The 21126-nt window shown below is 57.8% G+C and carries 9 protein-coding genes and 1 tRNA gene; 7 read left to right on the top strand and 3 right to left on the bottom strand.

The annotated features are described in order from the left end of the window. Positions 1-181: 181 nt before the first annotated feature. Positions 182-1969, top strand: a complete 1788-nt coding sequence (locus AC0V6Q_RS08025; protein WP_486167871.1) for a methyl-accepting chemotaxis protein — start codon at positions 182-184, stop codon at positions 1967-1969. A 10-nt stretch (positions 1970-1979) separates the two neighbouring features. On the opposite strand, the gene AC0V6Q_RS08020 is transcribed toward AC0V6Q_RS08025, so the two are convergent. Together AC0V6Q_RS08020 and AC0V6Q_RS08015 are read right to left on the bottom strand one after the other, a co-directional pair. Continuing rightward, the gene (locus AC0V6Q_RS08020) at positions 1980-2297 is read right to left on the bottom strand and encodes a DUF1905 domain-containing protein (RefSeq protein ID WP_486167870.1); all 318 of its coding nucleotides are present in this window, start codon (positions 2295-2297) and stop codon (positions 1980-1982) included. Further along, a complete protein-coding gene (locus AC0V6Q_RS08015) occupies positions 2290-3369 on the bottom strand; it encodes a peptidylprolyl isomerase (protein ID WP_486167869.1) in 1080 nt (359 codons plus the stop codon). Before AC0V6Q_RS08015 ends, AC0V6Q_RS08020 begins: the two co-directional genes overlap by 8 nt. A gap of 65 nt (positions 3370-3434) precedes the next feature. On the opposite strand from AC0V6Q_RS08015, the gene AC0V6Q_RS08010 reads away from it, so the two are divergent. Further along, a tRNA-Ser gene (locus AC0V6Q_RS08010) sits at positions 3435-3525 on the top strand. Between the two features lie 398 nt (positions 3526-3923). On the opposite strand, the gene AC0V6Q_RS08005 is transcribed toward AC0V6Q_RS08010, so the two are convergent. Beyond that, positions 3924-4523, bottom strand: coding sequence for a TetR/AcrR family transcriptional regulator (locus AC0V6Q_RS08005; RefSeq protein ID WP_486167868.1), 600 nt, complete (start codon positions 4521-4523; stop codon positions 3924-3926). A gap of 105 nt (positions 4524-4628) precedes the next feature. On the opposite strand from AC0V6Q_RS08005, the gene AC0V6Q_RS08000 reads away from it, so the two are divergent. The 5 genes from AC0V6Q_RS08000 to AC0V6Q_RS07980 all read left to right on the top strand — a co-directional run bounded on the left by AC0V6Q_RS08000 (position 4629) and on the right by AC0V6Q_RS07980 (position 21099). Next, positions 4629-7682: a DUF2339 domain-containing protein gene (locus AC0V6Q_RS08000; RefSeq protein WP_486167867.1), complete on the top strand. Its 3054-nt coding sequence runs from the start codon at positions 4629-4631 to the stop codon at positions 7680-7682. A 329-nt stretch (positions 7683-8011) separates the two neighbouring features. Beyond that, on the top strand, positions 8012-8689 hold the full coding sequence (locus AC0V6Q_RS07995) for a Fe2+-dependent dioxygenase (protein ID WP_486167866.1): 678 nt from the start codon (positions 8012-8014) through the stop codon (positions 8687-8689). Continuing rightward, entirely contained in the window at positions 8686-10269 is a 1584-nt protein-coding gene (locus tag AC0V6Q_RS07990; RefSeq protein ID WP_486167865.1) for a bifunctional AfsR/SARP family transcriptional regulator/alpha/beta hydrolase, read from the top strand. The genes AC0V6Q_RS07995 and AC0V6Q_RS07990 overlap by 4 nt, the downstream gene beginning before the upstream one ends. A gap of 150 nt (positions 10270-10419) precedes the next feature. Next, a complete protein-coding gene (locus tag AC0V6Q_RS07985) occupies positions 10420-11646 on the top strand; it encodes a TIGR03032 family protein (RefSeq protein ID WP_486167864.1) in 1227 nt (408 codons plus the stop codon). A gap of 105 nt (positions 11647-11751) precedes the next feature. Beyond that, positions 11752-21099: a hypothetical protein gene (locus AC0V6Q_RS07980; protein WP_486167863.1), complete on the top strand. Its 9348-nt coding sequence runs from the start codon at positions 11752-11754 to the stop codon at positions 21097-21099. Positions 21100-21126 lie beyond the last annotated feature (27 nt).

The following is a 21126-nucleotide window of genomic DNA, read 5'->3' as shown; positions in this document are numbered from 1 at the left end:
CACGCTCGTTATCATGGTTAAATTTGGGTTTACGATACCTTAAGTCTTCCTCCGTAAGTCTCTTCCCATCCGGTTGTCCTCCACGGGCGCCGCAGGAAAGGGAAAAGGCGCAGTGACTTCGCTAAATCACGACTTCGTCAAAGCAGGAAATGCTGAAGGCCCGTTGACAGGGGACTTGGAAATGGAAGGCGAAATTGCGTCGACCCAATCACCTTTTTCCGCCTACCCCTCGAGGATGCAAACAGTGCCGAGAGGCCTGTCGATCATGCGCAAGCTCAGCCTTGCTGTATTTGCCAACACAATTTGCCTTTTTGTGCTTGCTCTGGTCACAATTATAGGCGCAGCATCACTCAGCGGTTCGGGCCGCGATCAGATCATTCTGGCCTCAATCGAGGTTCGCACGAACAATGCGGCAATCGCGCTTGATGATGCGTCCGAAGTGCTTGCCAGCGCGAATGCTACCGCCAATGCAGGGTATCAGACTTCAGTATTGACCCATTTTGATGCCGCTATCGAGGCGCTTAATGATCCCATTGATTTTGCCGGCGAAGATTTGCCCACTGACCTGGGATCGCCTGTGATCGCTTTCCGTAATCGTGCGGTCGCTTTGCGTGCCGAGGTGGCTTCAGGTCAGCTAGAAAGTGAGCGCCGCGTGAACCTTGCGCTGGAAACCGAAAACCTGTCCAATGACCTTGGCCAGTTTGCTGTCGAAATCCATCCCTACATTTCTCGAAAAGCGGGAGAATTGTACAACACAATTAGCACGTTCTTGATCGGGTTCTGCCTCTTGGCTGCCCTCATCATGATTGGTGTTCTTGTCGGTTCAAGAAGTGTGGTGCGCGAAATCGTCGGAAAACTCCGCGGCGTTACCAAAGCCATGGAAAAAGTGGCGAATGGCGAGCACGATGCTCCAATTCCGGGGGCTGAACGCGGTGACGAAATTGGCGATATGGCCCGCGCTTTGACGGTTTTCCGTCAGAACGCACTGGAACTCGGCGCAGTCAATGATCAGCGCGCAAAAGACGCCGAAATGCGGCTGGAACAGCAAAAAATCTCGTCTGAAGAGATGCGCGTTCTCAAGCTTGAAAAAAGCCGCATGTTGGAAAATCTGGCGGACGGTTTTGAGGTTTCCGTGGGAGAACTCATCACTTCTGTCTCTGCCGCGTCCGAACAGTTGAAGGCGACGTCTGCGCAAATGGTCAAAGTGGCTGAAGGCTCAAACGATCAGGCCGACGGTGCAAGCGCTGCCATGCACAAGGCCTCTTCCAATGTGACCGCGGCTGCGGCTGCGACCGACGAATTCGCTTTGTCGATCCATGAAATTAGCCAGCAGGCAACCGCCTCTGCCACTCTGGCGCGAGATGCAACGAGCCTTGTCGCGAGCGCCAATACGCGCATGGACGACCTGTCGACCGCTGCCGAGGAAGTTGGCGAGATTGCAGGGCTTATCCAGACGATTGCCAAGCGTACCAATCTGCTTGCCCTGAATGCCTCTATCGAAGCGGCCCGCGGAGGCGAGGCAGGGCGCGGCTTTGCGGTGGTGGCAAGCGAGGTCAAAGAGCTCGCCATGCAAACATCGGCTGCGACCAGTTCTGTGGCTGAAAAGATTACGGCAATGCAGGACTCCACCCGGTCCAGCGCCAGCGATCTCACATCGATCTACGACCAGATTGGCGAGCTTGAGAAAGTGGCGGTTGTGATTGCGACGGCTGTCGATCAACAGTCCGTCTCTGGCGAAGAGCTTGCGCGCAATATCGACACCGTCGCCGAAGGGTCACGTCAGGTTGGCGAGCGTCTAGTCGCGCTTCGCGAGGCGAGCGAGGAAACCGGCATCGCGGCGAGCGATGTGGTGGCAAGTGCCAATGCGCTTGGCAATCACGCCAATGATCTGCGCGAGAAAGCGGGCCGGTTTATTGCCGATGTGCGCCGTTCTGCTCGCGAACTCGAAGCGGATGAAAAAGCTGCCTAGATATGGTGTTTTAATGCGGCGTCAAAACGAGTGCGATTTCATCGCCTTCAACCAGGTTTTCCGCTTTCCGGATCGCAGCCTTGACCGGCAGCAGCCAACCGCGCGTTTTGTCGGGAAAGACGCTTGTGTCCCAGCTGCTTTCACCGATCTGGACACGCACTTTCAGCGAGCCAAAGCCTGCCCTTCGACCAAATTCGAGCCTGCGCATCAAAGCACATTCCTTCAGCGCTTCGCCCGCTTCGCCGTCGATTGTGATAAAGTGCCAGCTGCCTTTTTCCTGCGCGCGCCACACCCATATGGTGCCGGTATGACGCAAGGTTTCATCCACGGCTGACCGCCCGAACCGGTACAGGGATATTGCAGATATCCGCGCCGCCTGCTGGCACGATGAAGAACGGATCGCGTCGATTGGCGCGTGCCTCGGCGTAGCTGGCGAAGGTTTCGGTTTCGGTCGAGAGATATTCGAATACTGGGCGCTCCGCCTCGGGTAAGTCTGAGGCGACCCGGATTGAGACAATTGGCGTGCGTTTGTCGGCCTCTTCCTCCGTGTAGAAACCCAAGACGCCCGAGCCACGGGGAAGGGAAGAGAGATGCTCCGTCCCGCTGATTATCCGGCCTGCGAGCGCGATATTGCGATCAAGGTGGCGCGGTGCATGGCCAATGACGGTGTAAAGCTCTGCGTCAGAGCCTGTGTCGGGTGAGTAGTTTCGCCCCACACCGACCATGCCGTAGCAGTGGACGGGCCAGACTCCTTCTTCGAGTGACAGTCCCAAAGGCCAACCACGCCCGATCATAGCTGCGGGGGTATATCGGTCTTTCATATACAAGTCGTCGACATCAACAGAGCCATCGGGGAAATTGTTTGGATCAAGTCCTCCCGCAATTGCTCCGTTGTAAAAGGCCCATTTGAACTGCTCAGCAATCGGAAATGCGTCCTTGATCGAACTGGCGTACTTATCCTCTCCCATCACATTCAGCCCATCAGGCAGAGGCTTGGTCTCCACATCATCGCTCTCAGGATTATCATGTCCCGGATCGCCCCATTGGACGACGTAATTGTCCTGCACGCGGTTAACCGAGATCCCGTCATACCATTTGGCGCGGGCAAGAGTGCGGATGTTCTCCACCCAACCCTGGCTAAAAGGCGCTGGCATCAGTTGGATCACGACTTGGCGGGGCTTCCCGTCGCGGGAAGCCTGCCCCGGACCCCGATCCGGGGGTGCCAGCGTCATCACCAGCAAATCTTCAGCCGGTATCGCGACCCATTCGCTATCCGGCGCAGCGTCCACGATCTCATTGGGGGAAGGGGCAGTTGCTGCCTCTTCTTGCGCTGAAAGCGGTGCAGAAACGGGCGATGCAAGAGCGATCAAAGCGGCGGCTGGGGCAAGAGTGTGTTTCATCGGGACTTTCATGACATTACAGCGCTTGCACCTCAAGCCCGCTGCGTTTAGGGGGCTTTCCCAACGGAGACGTGGCCGAGTGGTCGAAGGCGCACGCCTGGAAAGTGTGTATACGGTAACCCCGTATCGTGGGTTCGAATCCCACCGTCTCCGCCATTTATGTCTGAAAATATTAGAAGTTTCTGATCTTCTTCTTTTAGTTACCATAACCGCTCCCCGATAGAGGCAGTGCTTGACTTTACAGGAGCCTTTGCGCCGGAATTTACTTTGGGTCCGGCGCGCGGCGCACTCACCAATCCGCGTAGTGATCTCTCCGAAGCCAACGGATGAAGCGACAAGACTGGGCTACCCTTGCCAATTCCAGCATATGACCACCGTCGAGTTGCGGATTTAGCAGGAGAAATTGCAGCTAGTGCTCTGCGGAAGGAATTGGGCAGAAACTGACTGTCCGCTTCGGGGGTTGCAGTGTTTTAAAAAAACCCGCTTGAAAGCTTCAGGTTCTAAGCTCGGGATGTGGTTAGAAATCAATCTGCTCGCACCCGTGATCCAATTGCTCAAGCGTCCAACTTGTGCAGCCTGATTGATTCGCGCACCCGGTCCAGCGCGCTTCCGACCGGGTCTGTTTCATGGAGCAGAGCAAAGGTCCCGCTCACCACATAGCTGCAATGACCATGCACCGTCGCAATCAGCGATCGCGCATAGCGCGGCACATCAAGCTGAGTGTTGTCTGGCAACGCCGTCCTCACCTCTCGCTCGACGATCTGGGTCAAGACACCTCGGCCCTCAAGATCAGCCTCTGAGAGGCCTTGGCCTTCGGGCACCCTGTGTTCATAGATCGCGGACCAGGTGAGGGGATTGTCCAATGCGAAGGCGAAATACCCCTCAACAAGGCACGCGATGCGATCCTCACCGCTCTGGTCGAGCCGGCGCTGCAATTCTGCCGCCCAGAGGATGAATGTCCGCGTGTTGATCGCTGCGAGCAAGCCTTCGAGCGAGCCGAAGACATTGTAGATTGTGCCAACCGAATAGCCCGCGCGCCGCGCAGCCTCACGCCCAGAAAACTGCGCATAGCCGACCTCAGCCATCAATTCGTGGCCCTTGTGAACCAAGAGTTCGCGCAACTGCTCGGGGGTATGATCTGATCGCCTGCCCATCGCTGACCTCTTTGACAAATAAATTGAACGCTGTCTAATTTTTATATTGAACAGTGTTCAATTACGCATTAGAGGCCTTCTCCATTGAAATTGGAGGGATGTCTGGTGAGTTTCCTGCTGACGATCATTTTTGCCGGTGCGCTTATCTACTTGTGGCGCAAGTTTGATGCGCTTGAGGCGAAGATGCAGTACTTGGATCAAGCCTTGGATGGTGTGCAGTTTCAACTCTCCCGAGAGGTTAAGCCGGCTTCCGCGCCCTCACCTACGCCCGCGCCCGCTCGCGATGCGAAGACCGCGCCTGAGCAAGCGCTTCCAGCCGAACCAGCGCCGCCGCAGCTGACCGAACCTGTCGATGAACCTCTACAAGCCCAGGAAGAACCCGATGTGGAAGTTGAGGTCGCACCAGCGCCCAAAGCGATTCCCGCGAGGCGGCTCGATCCTGCTGAAACGCTGGACTCTGAGCCAGTTGAGTCTGAGCCGGTCGAAGCTAAACCCGCTGAGTTGGAATCAGACGAGCCCGAAGTGTACGACGAAGAGCCTGAGCCATCCGGGTTCTCATTCGACTTCGAAGATTTCTTTGGCCGTCTGCTCCCGATCTGGGCCGGCGGCATTGCGCTTGCCGTCGCGGGTTTTTTCCTTGTGCGCTATTCGATTGAGCAGGGCTTTCTTGGTCCGCAGGTTCGCGTTGCACTCGGCTTTCTCTTCGGCACCGCTCTGTTGGGCGGCGCAGAAATTGCCTATCGACAGGAACACCGAATCTCGGATCCGCGCGTGCGGCAGGCGCTGTCAGGGGCAGGGCTCGCCACACTTTATGCCAGTTTCTATTTCGCGGGCAGCCAATATGGGCTGATCGCAAGCGCCGTTGCCTTTCTTGGCCTTGCCGGTGTCACATGCGCTGCGATCACGCTGTCATTCCGCTTCGGATTGCCCAGCGCAATCCTTGGGCTTGTTGGCGGTTTTGCCGCACCTTTGCTGGTCACAAGCGATAGCCCCAACTTGCCACTCCTCGCGCTCTACCTCGCGCTTGTGACGAGCGGGCTGACCTATGCGGGCAATCGTCAAGGCCGCAGTTGGCTTGCGCTCGGCGCACTCGCCGGAGGCCTCGGCTGGGGCGTTCTGATGCTGCTCTCGGGCGTCACCGGATATGCCAGCATCCTTGCCTTCGGCGCTTACATCGTAGTGCTGGGCGCGATCCTGCCTGTTTTTGCAAAGGTCGATACTGACGAAGGCCTCGAGTCCTCGATTGTCCTACGCCTTGTCGCGGCGGCGCTTGCTGCGATCCAGATGGGCGTTATGATTGGGCAGGTCGGTTTCAGCCTGCTCGCTTGGGGTCTTTATGCCCTGCTTGCAGCAGCGCTGGCATTCTTTACATGGCGCGAACCTCGCCTGCGCGAAGCAACCGCATTTGCAGCGACGCTTGGGCTGGTGATGCTCGGCATCTGGCCCGACCCATCGATCCAAGAATTCCTGATTGTTGGCTGCGCTCTTATCGCGATCTTTGGCGTCGTCCCGCTCGCCAACATCTGGCGGGGCATGCATCGCAAGATCGACACCTATCAGTTGACCGGATTCGCGCTTGGATTGATCGCAGTTTCGATTGAGACGCTGTATTGGGACGTGTCCGATTTGGTGCTGGCAGGCATGGTCTTGGCGATATCTGGCTTGCCCGCTTTGGCTAGCTGGAAACAGTGGCCAGCGCGTCAAAACCCTCTTCCAACCGAAACAATGGTCACGGTGACAGCCGCAGCAATCGGGATCACGCTTGCGGGTCTGATCGCGGCACCGATTTGGGCAGCGCCTCTGGTCATAGGGTCCGTCGCGTTGGGATTGATTGCCCTTGGCTGGCACCGGGAAGAGCGAGATTTGACGGCCCTCTTATGGGGGACCTCTATCATCGCTGTCTTGTCCATGGCAGCAACCAGGGCTTCTATCGCAGAGTTTGGCCTTTTGTTTGGCATTGAGGGTGACATCGATATCGCCAGGGCCTTGCTGCGCTGGACCGCGATTTCGCTGCCATTCATCGCTTTGGCGCTTAAGAATGAGGGTTCGCAGGAGAGGAAGGGCTCGCAGGCAATCGCGGCGCTGCTGATCTACGGTGCCTTTGCGCAATTCGTGCCAGCCGATGCACTCGCTTGGACCGCCGCTGGTCTTTCGATCATCGCCTGTTTCATCAAATTCAACGCCATAAGCGCTCGGCTGACACTTGGCCTTGTTGCCTTCGCTTGGTCGCTGAAGCCACTCCTGATCTGGAGTGTCAATGGGCTTGCCGCTGCTGGCGCAGCGCAGCCGATGATGATTGCGAATGCGATCGACCTTGGCGAAATTGGTCTGCGGATACTCCCAGTGCTTGCGGTCGCTTTGTCATTGCTTCTGCGACCGGCCGCGGCCTTGCGAGACGTGCCAGCGGCAATCGCCGTGCCTGCAGGACTGATCGCCGCAATCGCTGCGCATATCGGATTCAAGCACATCTTTGCGATCGAGACGGCCGAGCAATTTGTGGCACTCGGCATGGCGGAACGCACGCTCTGGCAGGCGCTGCTATTCGGAGCCGGGCTGGGCGTTGCTAGGCTGCTCGTAGACAAGAATTGGTCGAGAACCGTCAGCATGGCGCTCTGCGGAGCAGCGCTTGCGCACTTCGGGCTCTTCACTCTGTTCTGGCACAACCCGCTATGGGCTAATCAGGCAGTGGGGAGCATCCCGCTCTTGAACTTGCTCTTGCCTGCGTATGGCGTAGCCGTTGGTGCGACTGTACTGCTCAAGCGCTCGCTGACGTCTTATTATGAGCTTCCCAGCTGGCCGTTTGACGCGGTGATCATGGGCCTCATTTCGCTCTTGGCCTTTTCAGAATTGCGCCAAGTTTTTGCGGGCACGATCCTTTCGGACGGCATGGTTGGCTCGACAGAAGACTTGCTGCGATCAGTCCTGGGTATCCTGCTTGCGATCGGCTTCCTGATGTGGGGCGCGCGCATGGGCAGCCGCAGCTGGCGCGTGGGGTCACTTGTGCTGATGTTGGCTGCCGTGCTCAAAGTCTTCGTCTTTGACGCGAGCGGGCTTGATGGCTTGATGCGGGTCGCCTCGTTCATCGCGCTTGGCCTCAGCCTTATTGGCATCGGCTGGTTCTACACCCGCCAATTGGCCGGTATGAGGAGGCTCTTGTGACGATCTCGACCTGTCCATCGTTCGCAGCATTTCGAGGCGATCGTTGGTAATAGAAGGCTGGAGTAATTCTGTTTTTGGGCCGTAAGCGGACCGTCCACTTTTCACCTTATATTACCAAGAAGCCGACACTGCGCTCATGTCTCGGTTTCGAACGCTGCACCAACCACACTTCTCGCAATGCCTGTGAGGACATGCAGTCGTTATGGCACATGATTAGGCGTGTGTATGTTGCGCAATTCTTAGCAAAGCCTTGTGCTCATGCGGACAATTGGCGATAACTGGTACGAGGGTTTCAGGAATTTAGGTTCCAAACAGAAAGTTCAAATCGAATGATCATAGAGGTCAAGTCGATCGATAACGCGGGCGCCCTTGCCGCATTGCGCACACAGATCGCTAGTCTCGAATGGCGCGATGGCTCTGAAACCGCTGGAAAAACCGCCAAAGCCGTTAAACGTAATCTCCAAGCAGCGCTTGACAAAGGAGAGGGACCGGCAGTGCGCGAGGCGATCGTGCCTTACATCATCGAAAATGCGCTCTTGAAGATGGCGGCAAGACCAAGGCGCTTTTCCAACATCATGCTCAGCAAGACCGGGGGTGGCGGGTTTTATGGTCCCCATGTCGACAACGCCTTGATGGGCGAAGGCGGGGCGCGGATGCGGTCGGACCTCTCCTTCACCTTGTTCCTGAGTGAGCCAGACGAGTACGAAGGCGGCGAATTGATCGTGCATGGCCCATCGGTTTCGCATTCGATCAAGGCGCGCGCCGGCCAGCTTGTCCTCTACCCTTCCTCGAGCATCCACGAGGTAAAGCCGGTTACAAAAGGGGAGAGGCTTGTTTGTGTCGGCTGGATTGAGAGCATGATCGTCGACGGTGAAAAACGCGGGGTTCTGTTTGATCTGGACCATGCGCGCAGTGACCTTCGCCAGCTAAACAATTGTGACCCGGCTGTCTTGCTTCGGCTTGATAAGACCATCGCCAATCTGACGCGTATGTGGAGCATGCCATGAGCGCGGTGACCGCGCCCCTTCTCAGGATTAGAACCATCGGTCCATTGTCGTTGCATTTCGATGGGGAAGAGCTGGAGCTGCCTTCTTCGCTGAAGACGCGCGCGCTTCTTGCTTATTTGGTGCTTTGCGATGATCCCCATACCCGTCAGTCCCTATGCGATTTGCTCTGGGAGAATGTCGATGATCCTCTCGCTGGGCTTCGTTGGTCGCTTTCGAAATTGAGGCCGCTCGCCAATATCGGAGGCACCGAGAGACTAAAATCTGACCGCAAGCTCATCAAATTTGAACCTGGTGCTACTGAGATTGACGCCTCTCAACTCAGCCACTGTGTGAGCGGGGAAGGCGTCACTGAGGTGCAGGCAGACACCGTGTGGCATCAGACATCGGGTGTTCTCCTGAGCGACTGCGAGCTTCCCAACGTCAAACCGTTTATGGCGTGGCTTGAAGGGCAGAGGAATGATCTGGCTATGCAGCGCGCCCGGTTGGCACGGCGCTTTGCGCTTGATCGCCAACTCAGCTGGACCGCCCGCGCAAATTGGGCAAGGCGTTGGAGAAGTGTTGAACCGTTCTCGCGCGAAGCAGCAAAGACAGCCGTTCGCACAGCGCACAATGCCTTTGGTCAGGAAGCGGCGTCCACCCTTACTGATGAAATACGGCAAGTGTTTGAGAAAGCTGGTATAGCTGTGCCTGAGATGCAGCTTGAACAAGAGCCCAAGAAGGACGTGTCTCCACCGCCAGTCGCCCAAGAAATCCGCTTTGTTGCGGCCAAGGACGGGGTTTCGATTGCCTGGGCAAGTGTCGGCGAGCCGTCAGCGCCGCCATTGGTGAAAGCCGCCAATTGGCTCAGCCATTTAGAGCTCGATTGGGATTCCCCCATTTGGAGCCCCTTGTTTCGCGAGCTGTCGAGTGGGCACAGGGTGATCCGCTATGATGAGCGGGGATGCGGTCTTTCTGACTGGGACGTTGATCACATCACATTCAACGATTTTGTTGAGGATTTAGAGCAGGTCGTAGAGGCGAGTGGGGTGGAGCGTTTCCCCTTGCTTGGCATCAGTCAAGGCGCAGCGGTGTCGATTGAATACGCCTCTCGCCATCCAGAACGCGTTTCAAAACTCATCCTATTCGGGGCCTATGACGCTGGGTGGCGTCTCACGGCAAGTCAGAAAGAGGCGCGCGAGCGCGAGGCCGTTATGGTTCTGACAGAAACCGGCTGGGGCAGCGACAACCCTGCGTACCGCCACCTTTTCTCACGCACCTTCATGCCTGAGGCGAATGCTGAGGAGCTCGAATGGTTTGACGATTTCCAGCGGCAAACCACGTCCTCTGAAAACGCTGTGCGCTTTCTCGAAGCCTTTTCGAGCATTGATGTGCGGGACCGGTTGGTGCAGGTGCAATGTCCGACTCTGGTGGTGCATTCTCGCGGCGATATGCGCATTCCGCTTTCCGTTGCGCGAGGCATTGCAGCGCGTATTCCCAACGCCCGGTTTGCGGGGGTTGGGAGCTCAAATCACCTTTTGCTTGGGCGTGAGCAAGCCTCGGACGAGTTCTTGACCCTCGTTCGTGAGTTTTTGGACAAATAGGCACAAGCTGCGCAATTTTGCGCAGTTTCATCGCAATTCCAGCGCAATTACAACGCACCCTACAACGCTGGCTCAAACGCTCCTTTGGCAAGACTCAGATCGTCTGGAAGGGGATGCACCCACGCATCCTCAAAATTGAGGGTCTTCACTATGCCAACGGCGCAAGACGTCGCGCAGCAGGCCGCTGAAACAGCTGCCTCGAGCGCATCCAAATCATCACAGCCAACCAAAGCAATGGCCAACGCTCAACAGAAAGTGGCCGCGAGCCAAGCGTCTGCTACTACAGGCCGCGCGGAATACTCTATGTCCGGCGGGCTTATCCGGCGCTTGTCGGAAATGAACGCCTCGCTGGCCTTCACATCCTATCAGTCTGGATTTCTCTACATGCTGGGCAGCAATGCCCAAGGCAAAGCGCAACTCCATCAATCGGGCATGCCAAAGCCGATGGGCCTAAGCCGCGATGCGCTGGGCGGTTTAGTCCTCGCAGCAGGCGCGCAGATCATCCGCTTTGCCAATGTGCTGGAGCCCGATCAGCGGATCAATCAAACCTATGACGCGTGCTTTATGCCGCGCACAACGCATCTCACGGGTCAAGTGGATGCGCATGACATCGGTGAGGCAGCCGATGGCGAGCTTGTCTTCGTCAACACCCGCTACAATTGTCTAGCAACCACCAGTAATCGCCACTCTTTTGACTTCGTGTGGAAGCCCGATTTTATCAGCGACATTGTTGATGAAGACCGCTGCCACTTAAACGGCATGGCGATGAAAGACGGGGTGCCAGCTTATGCCACGGCCGTCTCGCGTTCGGACACGATCGACGGCTGGCGCGATCGGCGTGCAGATGGCGGCGTTGTGATCGACATCGCCGCAAACACCATCGTGTGCGACGGTCTTTCGATGCCGCATTCGCCACGCTGGCACGATGGCAAGCTATGGCTGCTCAATTCTGGCACGGGTGAGGTTGGCTTTGTCGAATTCCCAGAGGCTCCAAAGGGTAGAAACGCGAAGGACAAGGCGACAAAGAAGGGCAAGTTCAAGCCCATCGCCTTTTGCCCCGGCTTTGTGCGCGGCCTTTCGTTTCATGGAAAGTTCGCTTTCGTTGGCCTCTCGCGCCCGCGCTACAAACGCTTTGAGGGGCTCGCCCTCGATCAGCGGCTCAAGGACACCGACAGCGAGCCGTGGTGCGGCGTACAGGTGATCGACACTGAGACCGGCGCATGCGTCGACTGGCTGCGCATCGATGGCGAAATCGGCGAGCTGTTCGATGTCCAGCTGATCGAGGGTTTCCGCTGTCCGATGACGGTTTCGCCCACCTCGGTGGACGCCTCGACCCTGATCACTTTCGTCCAACCCGAACCCGATCAATCCGCTTGATACCCCCTAGCGGATGAACGCTTGGCCTGCCCCAGTACCTCCTTCCCCTTGCTGGGGTGGGCCGAGCGAAACCACTATAAAACAGACAGTTAGATGAGAGCTCAAATGGCTAAGTACATTCAATCGCAGTCCCAATCTGTTTCCCTCACAGCGCAGACGCGCGGGGCAGACAATTTCTTGCGATGGAGCCGTTCTGCCATGCTTCGCGGTGGCCGGGTCACCAAGTTCAAGGGGGTGGCGGCAAGCTACTCACCTGAACTTGGGCTCGAAACTGATGGAGCAGGGCTTGGCCTCGCAGCAGGCGGTGGGCTGGCCTTCCAGACCCTCGGCACAGTTCGCCGTCTGCTGCGTTGGTCGGTGGCGCCCATAGCCCTGCTTGTGTCGATGACGCCAGCTTTCGCGCCTGTTCATGCGCAAGCACAGGATGAATGCGTTCAGGGCGAGGGCGGCGAGTTTGTCTGCGAGGATAATGGTGATCCAGCGACAACTACACAGGTGCTGGGAGGCCTCGACCGGACGTTGGTTGAAGGCGAGATCGAAGACGGCTTTGATGTCGATACCACTGGCACAGGCACGCGGGGCGTCGAGATCATCAACGCTGAGGGCATCACGATTACGCTGGCCGATGGCGCAAGCAGCACGATCATTGGCGACACCGATGGCGTCCGCCTCGACAACGAGGATGACGGCGCGATCAATGCGGTTCTTGGCAATGTTACCGGCGTAAACGGCGATGGAGTCTCCATTCTCAACACCGCGTCGCGAGGCGGAGGCGTCGCGCTTGATACCACTGCTGGCGATGTCATCGGTGGCGAGAACGGTGTCGATGTCCGCACGTCGGGAGCGGGTGATGTCACCATCATCACCGGCGATGTCGATGGTGAAGGCGGCGACGGGATCAACGTCGACAAAGGTGCTGCTGCCGGCGATGTGGTGGTCGATACGATCGCTGGCGCCGTGGCCTCCTTCAATTACGGCATTGACGTTAGCCATGACGGCAATGGCGACATTTCGATCACCACCGGCGACGTTACCTCTCAATATTCTGCCGGCATCCGTGCTACCGGCGATGGTGGCAATATCGCTGTCGATAGCACCGCTGGAACCGTTGATGGAGGACAAGGCAGCATCATCGTGGCAAACTACGCTGCAACGGGGAACATCTCCGTCTCCACAGCGGATGTGGTGAGCACCTCTTACGATACCGACGCGATCTATGTCTCGCAAAATGGTGGGAACGTCTCGGTAGATACAACTGCGGGCGCAGTGAATGGAGCGGCTGGCGGCATCGAAGTGCGCAATCGCGGCACCGGCGATACGATTATCACGACAGGCGCGGTGAACAGCAGTCGCGGATATGGCATCGAGGGCGTGAACTCGGCAGGCTCGGGCGACCTGACGATCGACACCAGCGCGGGCGCTGTCGTCGGAAGATTCGGCGGGATCAGTGCCTCCAATCAGGGGACGGGAAACACCTCGATCACGACCGCCGATGTCGATGGGTATGGCGAGCTCGGCGTCGGGATCGACGTGCGAAACGGCCGTAGCGCGAGCGATCTAACTATCGATAGTTCCGCAGGCTCGGTCGCAGGACAGGATGAGGGTATCGACGCTCTCAACCAGGGCAGCGGCATAGTAAGTGTGGTGACAGGCAATGTCACTGGCCAGGATGGCGATGGTGTTCGGGTTGGCGGCAATGCCAATGTGAGCGCAATCCTGGTCGACACCAGCGCCGGCGCGGTCAGCGGCGCGCAATATGGGGTCGTCGTCAATAACTTTGGCTATGGAGCCACCACCGTGATTACCGGCGATGTCTATGCCACCAATCGCGACGGGATCGATGTCGACGATGACGGAGAAAACGGCGCTGGCCTTGATGGCACGGATATCACCATCGACAGCTCGGCCGGTTCGGTAACGGGCGGCGAAAAAGGGATTCATGCCCGCAATTTCGATACCGGCGATCTGACGATCATTACGGGCGATGTCACCGGGCTTTCAAGCGAAGGTATCAATGCTTCTAACGCCAGTGGCACGGGCAATCTCACAATCGACACCACCCTCGGGACCGTGACGAGTAACGGCCCTTCGGACAACGGCATATTTGTGAACAATGCGGGTTCAGGCGCGATTTCAATCACGACTGCAGATGTTACGGGCTATAGCGCTGGAGTTGGAGGGAACAATTCTGGTACCGACTTTATAGTTGATACCACCGCTGGCGCGGTCCTGGCCGAAGAATTCGGGCTCGAAATTGATAACTTTGGCTCGGGCATCACCTCGATCACAAGCGCCAATGTTACAGGCATCGCCGATTTCGGGATTTCTGTGCGCCACTATGGCACTGATCTGATCATCAACAGCACCGCCGGTACCGTTTCCGGAGGTGGCAGTGGAATTGATTCGAGCAATCGCGGCACCGGCGACACGACCATCACGACCGGTGATGTCGAGGCTGTAGATGACGATGGCATCAATGCTGAAAACCGCATCGACGCTGGCGATCTTTCAATCGATAGCAGCGCTGGAGATGTCACAGGCGGCACCAACGGTATCTTCGCACGCAACAATGGCACCGGTTCGGTCACCATCGTTACAGCATCAGTTACCGGGCAAACTGGCAATGGCGTTGATATCATCAACGATATCATTGGCGGAGAGCTTGTCCTCGACACCAGCGCTGGCCCTGTAGAGGGCGCTCAAAACGGCATTCGCGCACGCAATTATGGCGATGATCAGAACGCGACCATCACGACCGCTGATGTCATAGGTTTGGGCGCCGACGGCATCAACGTGCGCGATGATGGTGAGCTCGGCAACGGCGCAGACATCTCAATTGATAGCACACTTGGCGATGTGATCGGCGCGCAGGACGGTATTGATGCATTTAACTTCGACACCGGGGATCTTTCGATCACAACTGCCAATGTCGATGGTGAAGCTGGCGATGGGATCTACGCGACCAACGTTGGGCTGGGCACTGGTGATCTAACCATCGACAGCAGCGCCGGCAGTGTGACCGGTGCCACTTCCGGCATCCGCGCAATCAATGAAGGCCCCGGCAGCACCACTATAACCACAGCCGATGTCAGTTCCTATGGCGAAGGCGGCGCTGCGATTGAAATGGTGAACGAAGGTGAAAACCTTGTCCTCGATACAACGGCAGGCCGGGTGTACGCCTATGATGCTACAGGGATTTTGGCGACCAACACTGGCACTGGCATCACCACCATCACCACAGGCGAGGTCTATTCTCAAACAGGCGGCACCGCGATCCGCGTCAGCCACTCAGGCAGCGATGTAGCGGTCAACACCACCGCCGGTTCGGTCACTGCTGGCGGGCGAAATTCAGCCGGTATCGTTGTCACGAATTCTGGCAGTGGCAACACTATCATCACCACCGGCGATGTATCGGGTGGAGACATTGATGGCCCTGCGCCTGGCTACGCTCAAGGGATCAATGCCACAAATCAGGCAACCTCTGGCGACCTTACCATCGACAGTACCTCCGGCGATGTGGCGGGTGAAAACGAAGGCATCCGGGCCACCAACAATGGCACGGGTGATACGATGATCCGGACCGCCAATGTTAGCGGCGGCAGCGTCGGTGTCGTTGTCGTAAACAGCAACTCCAACGCGAATTCAGGCAACCTAGCCATAGACAGCTCGGCTGGGATTGTGAGCGGGAGCTATCGGGGGATCTCGGTCGATCATTATGGTACCGGAGACATCTCGGTCATTACAGCTGATGTGTCAGCCACGGACGGCGACGCCGTCAATGTTAACGACAGTGGTGAGGAAGGCGCTGGCGTTGACGTCACCATCGACACCGCTCAGGGCACCGTCACAGGTGGTCGCAATGGCATCTATGCCGCGAACTTTGGCACTGGCGACCTCTCGATCACAACCGCAGATGTCGTAAGTGAAACGGGCACTGGCATTGCGGCTACCAATAACGGGCTGGGCACCGGCGACCTCACAATCGACACCAGCGCTGGCGCAATCACCGGAACGGCGGGGGCCGCAATTTTTGCTACTAACGAGGGAACTGGCAGCACCACTGTCACGACCGGTGACCTGTCAAGCGCGGTGGTCGCTCAGGAGTTTGATAACGGTACTATTCTTACGACATTTTTCAATGGCCTTACTGCGGTCAATGAAGAGACCGCTCAGGACATAACCATCGATACATCTGTTGGGGCGATCGATGCTGGAGGCACCGGTGTCTCCGCGCGTAACGACGGAAGCGGCGCGATTCGCATAACGACTGGCGATATTGTTGCGGGCGTAGACGGGATCAGAGCCATCAATGATGGGACTGACATCTTCATTGATGCAAGCGGTGGCCTCATCAATAGCTCAACTGAAGGTCTCTCCAGTGCAGGCATAAGAGCTAACAATGATGGCAGCGGTGTCATCAATATCGTTGCAGCCGGAATAACGTCCGGGGATGCCGGGATCAGAGCCCAAAACTCCGCCTCCGCTACGGACATCATTATCGACACCACTCTGGGCCCCGTGACCAGCGATGATGACGGTGTGGTGGCTGTCAATGAAGGGACGGGCGAGACCATTGTCAGAACCGCAGATGTCACCTCGATGTCCGCTACGGGTATTGTTGCAACGAACGAAGCGACAGCTAATGACCTCACCATAGATTCCAGCGCGGGCTCTGTCATGGGTGCTGCTGGGATCGTCGCCACCAACTATGGATCAGGCGCGCTGTCTGTGACTACGGGCGATGTCACAGGTCTCACCAACGTCGCCATCAACGCTCGCAATGAAGGCACCGACCTTTTGATTGATACGTCGGCGGGCGCTGTGATTGCCGATGAAGATGGCATCTTGGCGCGTAATGACGGCACCGGCGACGCGACGGTTGTGACGGGCGATGTCTTGGGTGCGATCGGCAGCGGTGTTAGCGTTTCTGGAGGAGAGGATTCCGGAAACCTCACCATCAATACGTCAGCCGGTTCCGTCCGGGGTCAGGGCTATGGCGTCTCCGGCTTCCAGAATGGCAGCGGCGATCTCAGCATAACCACCGCTGATGTGACCAGCACGGATAGTTCCGGGATCAACGCGTTGGCCCAAGCGGGGCAAAACATCGCTGTGGACAGCAACGCCGGTGACGTGACCGGCCAAGAGTCCGGCATTCTGGCGACGGGCAACGGCATCTCTGGTTCAATCTCAGTCATTGCAGCCAATGTTACCGGTCAAACGGACTATGGCATCCGGGCTGAAAACCAGAGCGGCGCTGAGTCGATTACCATCGATAGCAGTGCAGGCAGTGTGACCGGATCGCGAGCTGGCATTCTTGTTCGAAGCCTCGGCTCTGGCGAGGTCTCGATCACCAGTGGTGATGTCGAAAGTCTAAACGCTGACGCGATCAACCTTGTCCAGTCCGGCAGCGCTGATGTCAGTATTGATACATCAGCAGGTGCCGTTCGCGGCCAGCAAGACGGTATCCAAGCCAGCATTTATGGTGGCGCAGGCGTGTCGATCACGGCTGGCGATGTCGTGAGCGAGACTGGATATGGCATTGACGTTGCGGTCGGCGAAGGCGGCGGCGGTGTTGAAATCGATACCAGTGCGGGATCGGTTGTCGCCGGGCCTTATTCCTATTCCCATGGTATTCGCGTTGTGAACGTGGGTCTTGAAGATACCAGCATCATCACCGCCGACGTCACTTCCGGCGATGGCTCAGGCGAAGGCGGCGCGGGTATCTTTGTCTCGAACTTTGGAGCCACGGGTAACCTGACCATCGACAGCAGCGCTGGCACCGTGACCGGCGACACTTCGGGCATCGAAGCAAACCATGACGGCCGAGGCGCGGCGAGTGTCACAACCGCCAATGTGACGGGTTTGACCGGCGATGGTGTGGACTTTGTGACGGGTGCCGACTCCGGTGCGCTCGACATCGACACCAGCGACGGCGCGACCGTTGGCGCCAATCGAGGGATATATGCAAACCATGGTGGCTCGGGTAATCTGACCATCACGGTTGGCAATGTCACGGGTCAAGGCGCGGAAGGTATCCTTGCTTCAACCACACAGGGCAGCGCCAACATTATCCTCACCGGAGGCGCTGGCGTTGAAAGCAATGTAGTCGGCGCGACGACTGGTATCGCTTTGAGCACTGGAGGCGGGGACATTACCGTCAGCGGCCTCGACAGTGTGACGGGCCAGGCAGGTGATGCGCTGAACCTTGTCTCGAACGGCGGCAATATTGCGGTGAGCGATATCGGCACCATCACAGGGCTTGGCGGCAATGGCATCTTCGCTAATGCCGACAGCGGTAATATCACGATTGATAACGTCGGGCTTATTGGCGGGATCACGGCTACCGGCGGTGTGGGCATTGCAGCCTATGCTGACAATGGCGGCACGATCACCATCGGCACCTCTGGCGATGTCTCGGGTGAGACTTACGGCGTCAATGGTGAACTTGGAAACACCGGCGACATCACGATAAACACCGTCAACTACGGCGTGAACGCGGCCGTAGGTATCAGCGCGGTCAATTCTGGCGACGGCGATGTGAACATCACCACCGCTGATGTCACCGGCTCTGGCGGTCTTGGCATTCTGGCGAGCGCGTCGGGCGGCGATGTGAGCGTTGATACCACAGCGGGCACGGTCTCCGGCGTCACCGGAGGGATTGCGGTCGAGAGCCTTGGAACAGGTGCCCTTGATCTTGTGACCGGCGATGTGTCTGGCGCTACCCTCAACGGCATCGAAGCCACCACCGGTAATGCGGCAGGCGAAGTCGCTATTGATGCTGTGGCAGGCACGGTCAGCGGCGGCGCGAACGGCGTCTATCTACGCCACAATGGCTCAGGCAGCGCCGCGATCACTACGGCTGATGTGACGGGCGCAATGCTTTACGGTATTGATGCTGAGACCTTTGGCGCGAATGCCACAGACCTTACCGTCGACACCACCGCAGGCACGGTCGAAGGCGGACGCAATGGTGTGCGCGCACGCAACAATGGCTCTGGCATTCTTGCTGTGACAACAGCCGATGTGACGAGCGCAAGCGACCGAGCAATCCGCGCCTTTGGCGGGGGCAGCGACCTTATCGTTGATACAACCTCTGGCACGATCACAGGGGCGACCGATGCGATCCGCGCGGTCAATGAAGGAACCGGGTCCAGCACGATCACAACGGGGGATGTGGTGGCACAGGACGGCGATGCTGTCTCTGTCTTGACGCAAGCAAGCTCAACCGATCTGGCGATTGATACGAGTGCGGGCGCTATCACCGGCTCTGCCCAAGGCATCTTTGTTACTCATCGCGGTTCAGGCGTTGCGCAGATCACCACTGCCGATGTGACTGGTGAGACCAGCGCTGGCATTGCGGCGACGAGCACAAACGGCGCGCTCTCAATTGATAGCACCGCGGGCTCTGTAACCGGCAACACCGCTGGCATCTTAGCCGGTCAGCAGTCTGGTGAAACCCTTGATGTAGTCGTCAATCAAGTGACCGGCGCGATTGGTGTCGATACGCAGGCGACGAGCGGCGCGACGACGATCACGCTCTCCTCAACGGCGGTGGTCAATGGCACGGGAAGCTTTGGTGTCGAGGCAAGCTCAACCGGAGGCGATATCACTATCCAGGGCTCGTCCGGCACAGTCACAGGCGCAAGCGATGCGATCAGTGTGAGCTCTGCTGGCGGTGACATCACCGTCGCGTCAATCGAGAGCATCACAGGCTCTAGCGGCAGCGGCATTCGAGCCGATGCAGGTGGCGGCAATATCGCGATTTCCGGCAATGGTGACATCACTGGTACTGGCTCAGGCGTAACCGCCACGACGACTGGCGATGGTACGATTTCCATTGCGCTTGATGCGGCAACTTCGGGCGATGTGAACGGCGTAGAGGTCTCATCAGCGGGCGGCGCGGTTGCTATCACCAACACTGGTGCTCTCACCGGCGGCGAGTTCGCGGTGTTCGCATTGAGCGATGCGACTGGGCCCATCACACTTGCCAATGAAGGCACAATCGCCAGCGCAGTTCAGCTTGGCGGGTCAGATGACAGCTTCACAAACTCCGGCACCTTCGACGCCCTTGGGGCCAGCGATTTTGGAGAGGGCAGCGATACCTTCCTCAACACCGGCACATTGTCGGCGGTCGGTGCTGTTCAGTTTGACCGCTTGGAGACCTTCCAGTCCGGCGGCCTCTTGTCGTTGGCCAATGAGAGTGCAGGCGACACTTTCACCACGTCCGGCGACTTTGTCGGAGATGGCGGCACAGTCGTCCTCGATGTGAACTTTGCAAACGGCCTCCTCGACCAACTCAATATCGGCGGTGCGGCCACGGGCTCATCCACCATCGTGCTCAACCGACTGGGCGCGGGGATGGTCTTCGATCAACCCTTCACTCTGGTTCAGGCGGGCGCTGGCACTGAGGCAACGGCCTTTGTCCTTGACGGCGGCAATCAGGCGATCACGGCGTTTGTCGATGCCGAGCTTGGGTTCGATGCGGCAAACAACAGCTTCTTCTTTGAGCTGGGCTTTAATGACCGCGTGTTTGAAGGGGCAAAACTGGTAGAGAGCGCACAAGCGCTCTGGTATCAAAGCAGCGATGTCTGGGCCGATGCGCGAAGCTTCGCGCGGACGAATTCAGGTGAGAGCTCGCCAGTATGGGCGGTCGCTTACGGCAAGTCTGCAAGCCGCGATGAAACCTTCAATGATACCGCAGGAATTACCCGCGACGGGCCAGCAGTGCTCGATTATTCGCAGGATTTCTTTGGCATTCAGGTTGGGACTGACTTTGCACTCAGCGAGGCTTTGAGCATCGGGATCACAGGTGGTTATCTGAACTCCAACGCGCGTCAGGATGTAAGCGGTCAGGGTGTGAACTTTGACGTACTGAACATCGGTGTGTCGGCAAGTTTTGAAGCAGGTGGCTTCTTTGCCGATGTGCTGGCGAAGGTGGACACCATTTCGGGCAATCTGACCGACCCTGCAGGCAATGGCTTTAGCGGATCGCTCGATGGCACGGCTTACGGTGTCAGCGCCATTGCAGGTTTCCGCATTGGCAGCGATGCCTTCTTTGTCGAACCGCGCGCCGGATTTGACCTGCAAAATACCGATCTTGATGACCTAGCGGTTGAGGGCCAAGTCTTTGCATTCGACAATATCAAAGGCGCGCGTGGACACGCAGGCCTTCGTATTGGCGGCGCGGCAACGACCACGGGCGAGGCCACAATTGGCTATTACCTCGAAGCAAACGCAGTGCATGAATTCGACGGCGAGGCCGATGTAAGCTTCCGGGTTGGAAATGCGCTGGCCCAGTTCCAGAACAACCCAATCGGGACCTTCGCCAATGTGCAGGCCGGTGTATCGATCGACAATGGCGGGCCGCTCTCCGGTTTCGTGGAAGCGCAAGGCGATTTGTCGAGCGAGTACGAGAGCTTTGGCGCCAAGGTCGGCGTATCGCTTAAGTTCTGATGTGCGGACTGTTCAACGTGCTGGTGG

The organism is Erythrobacter sp. S227, from assembly GCF_057364925.1.
This window is presented reverse-complemented; position numbering and strand designations above follow the sequence as displayed.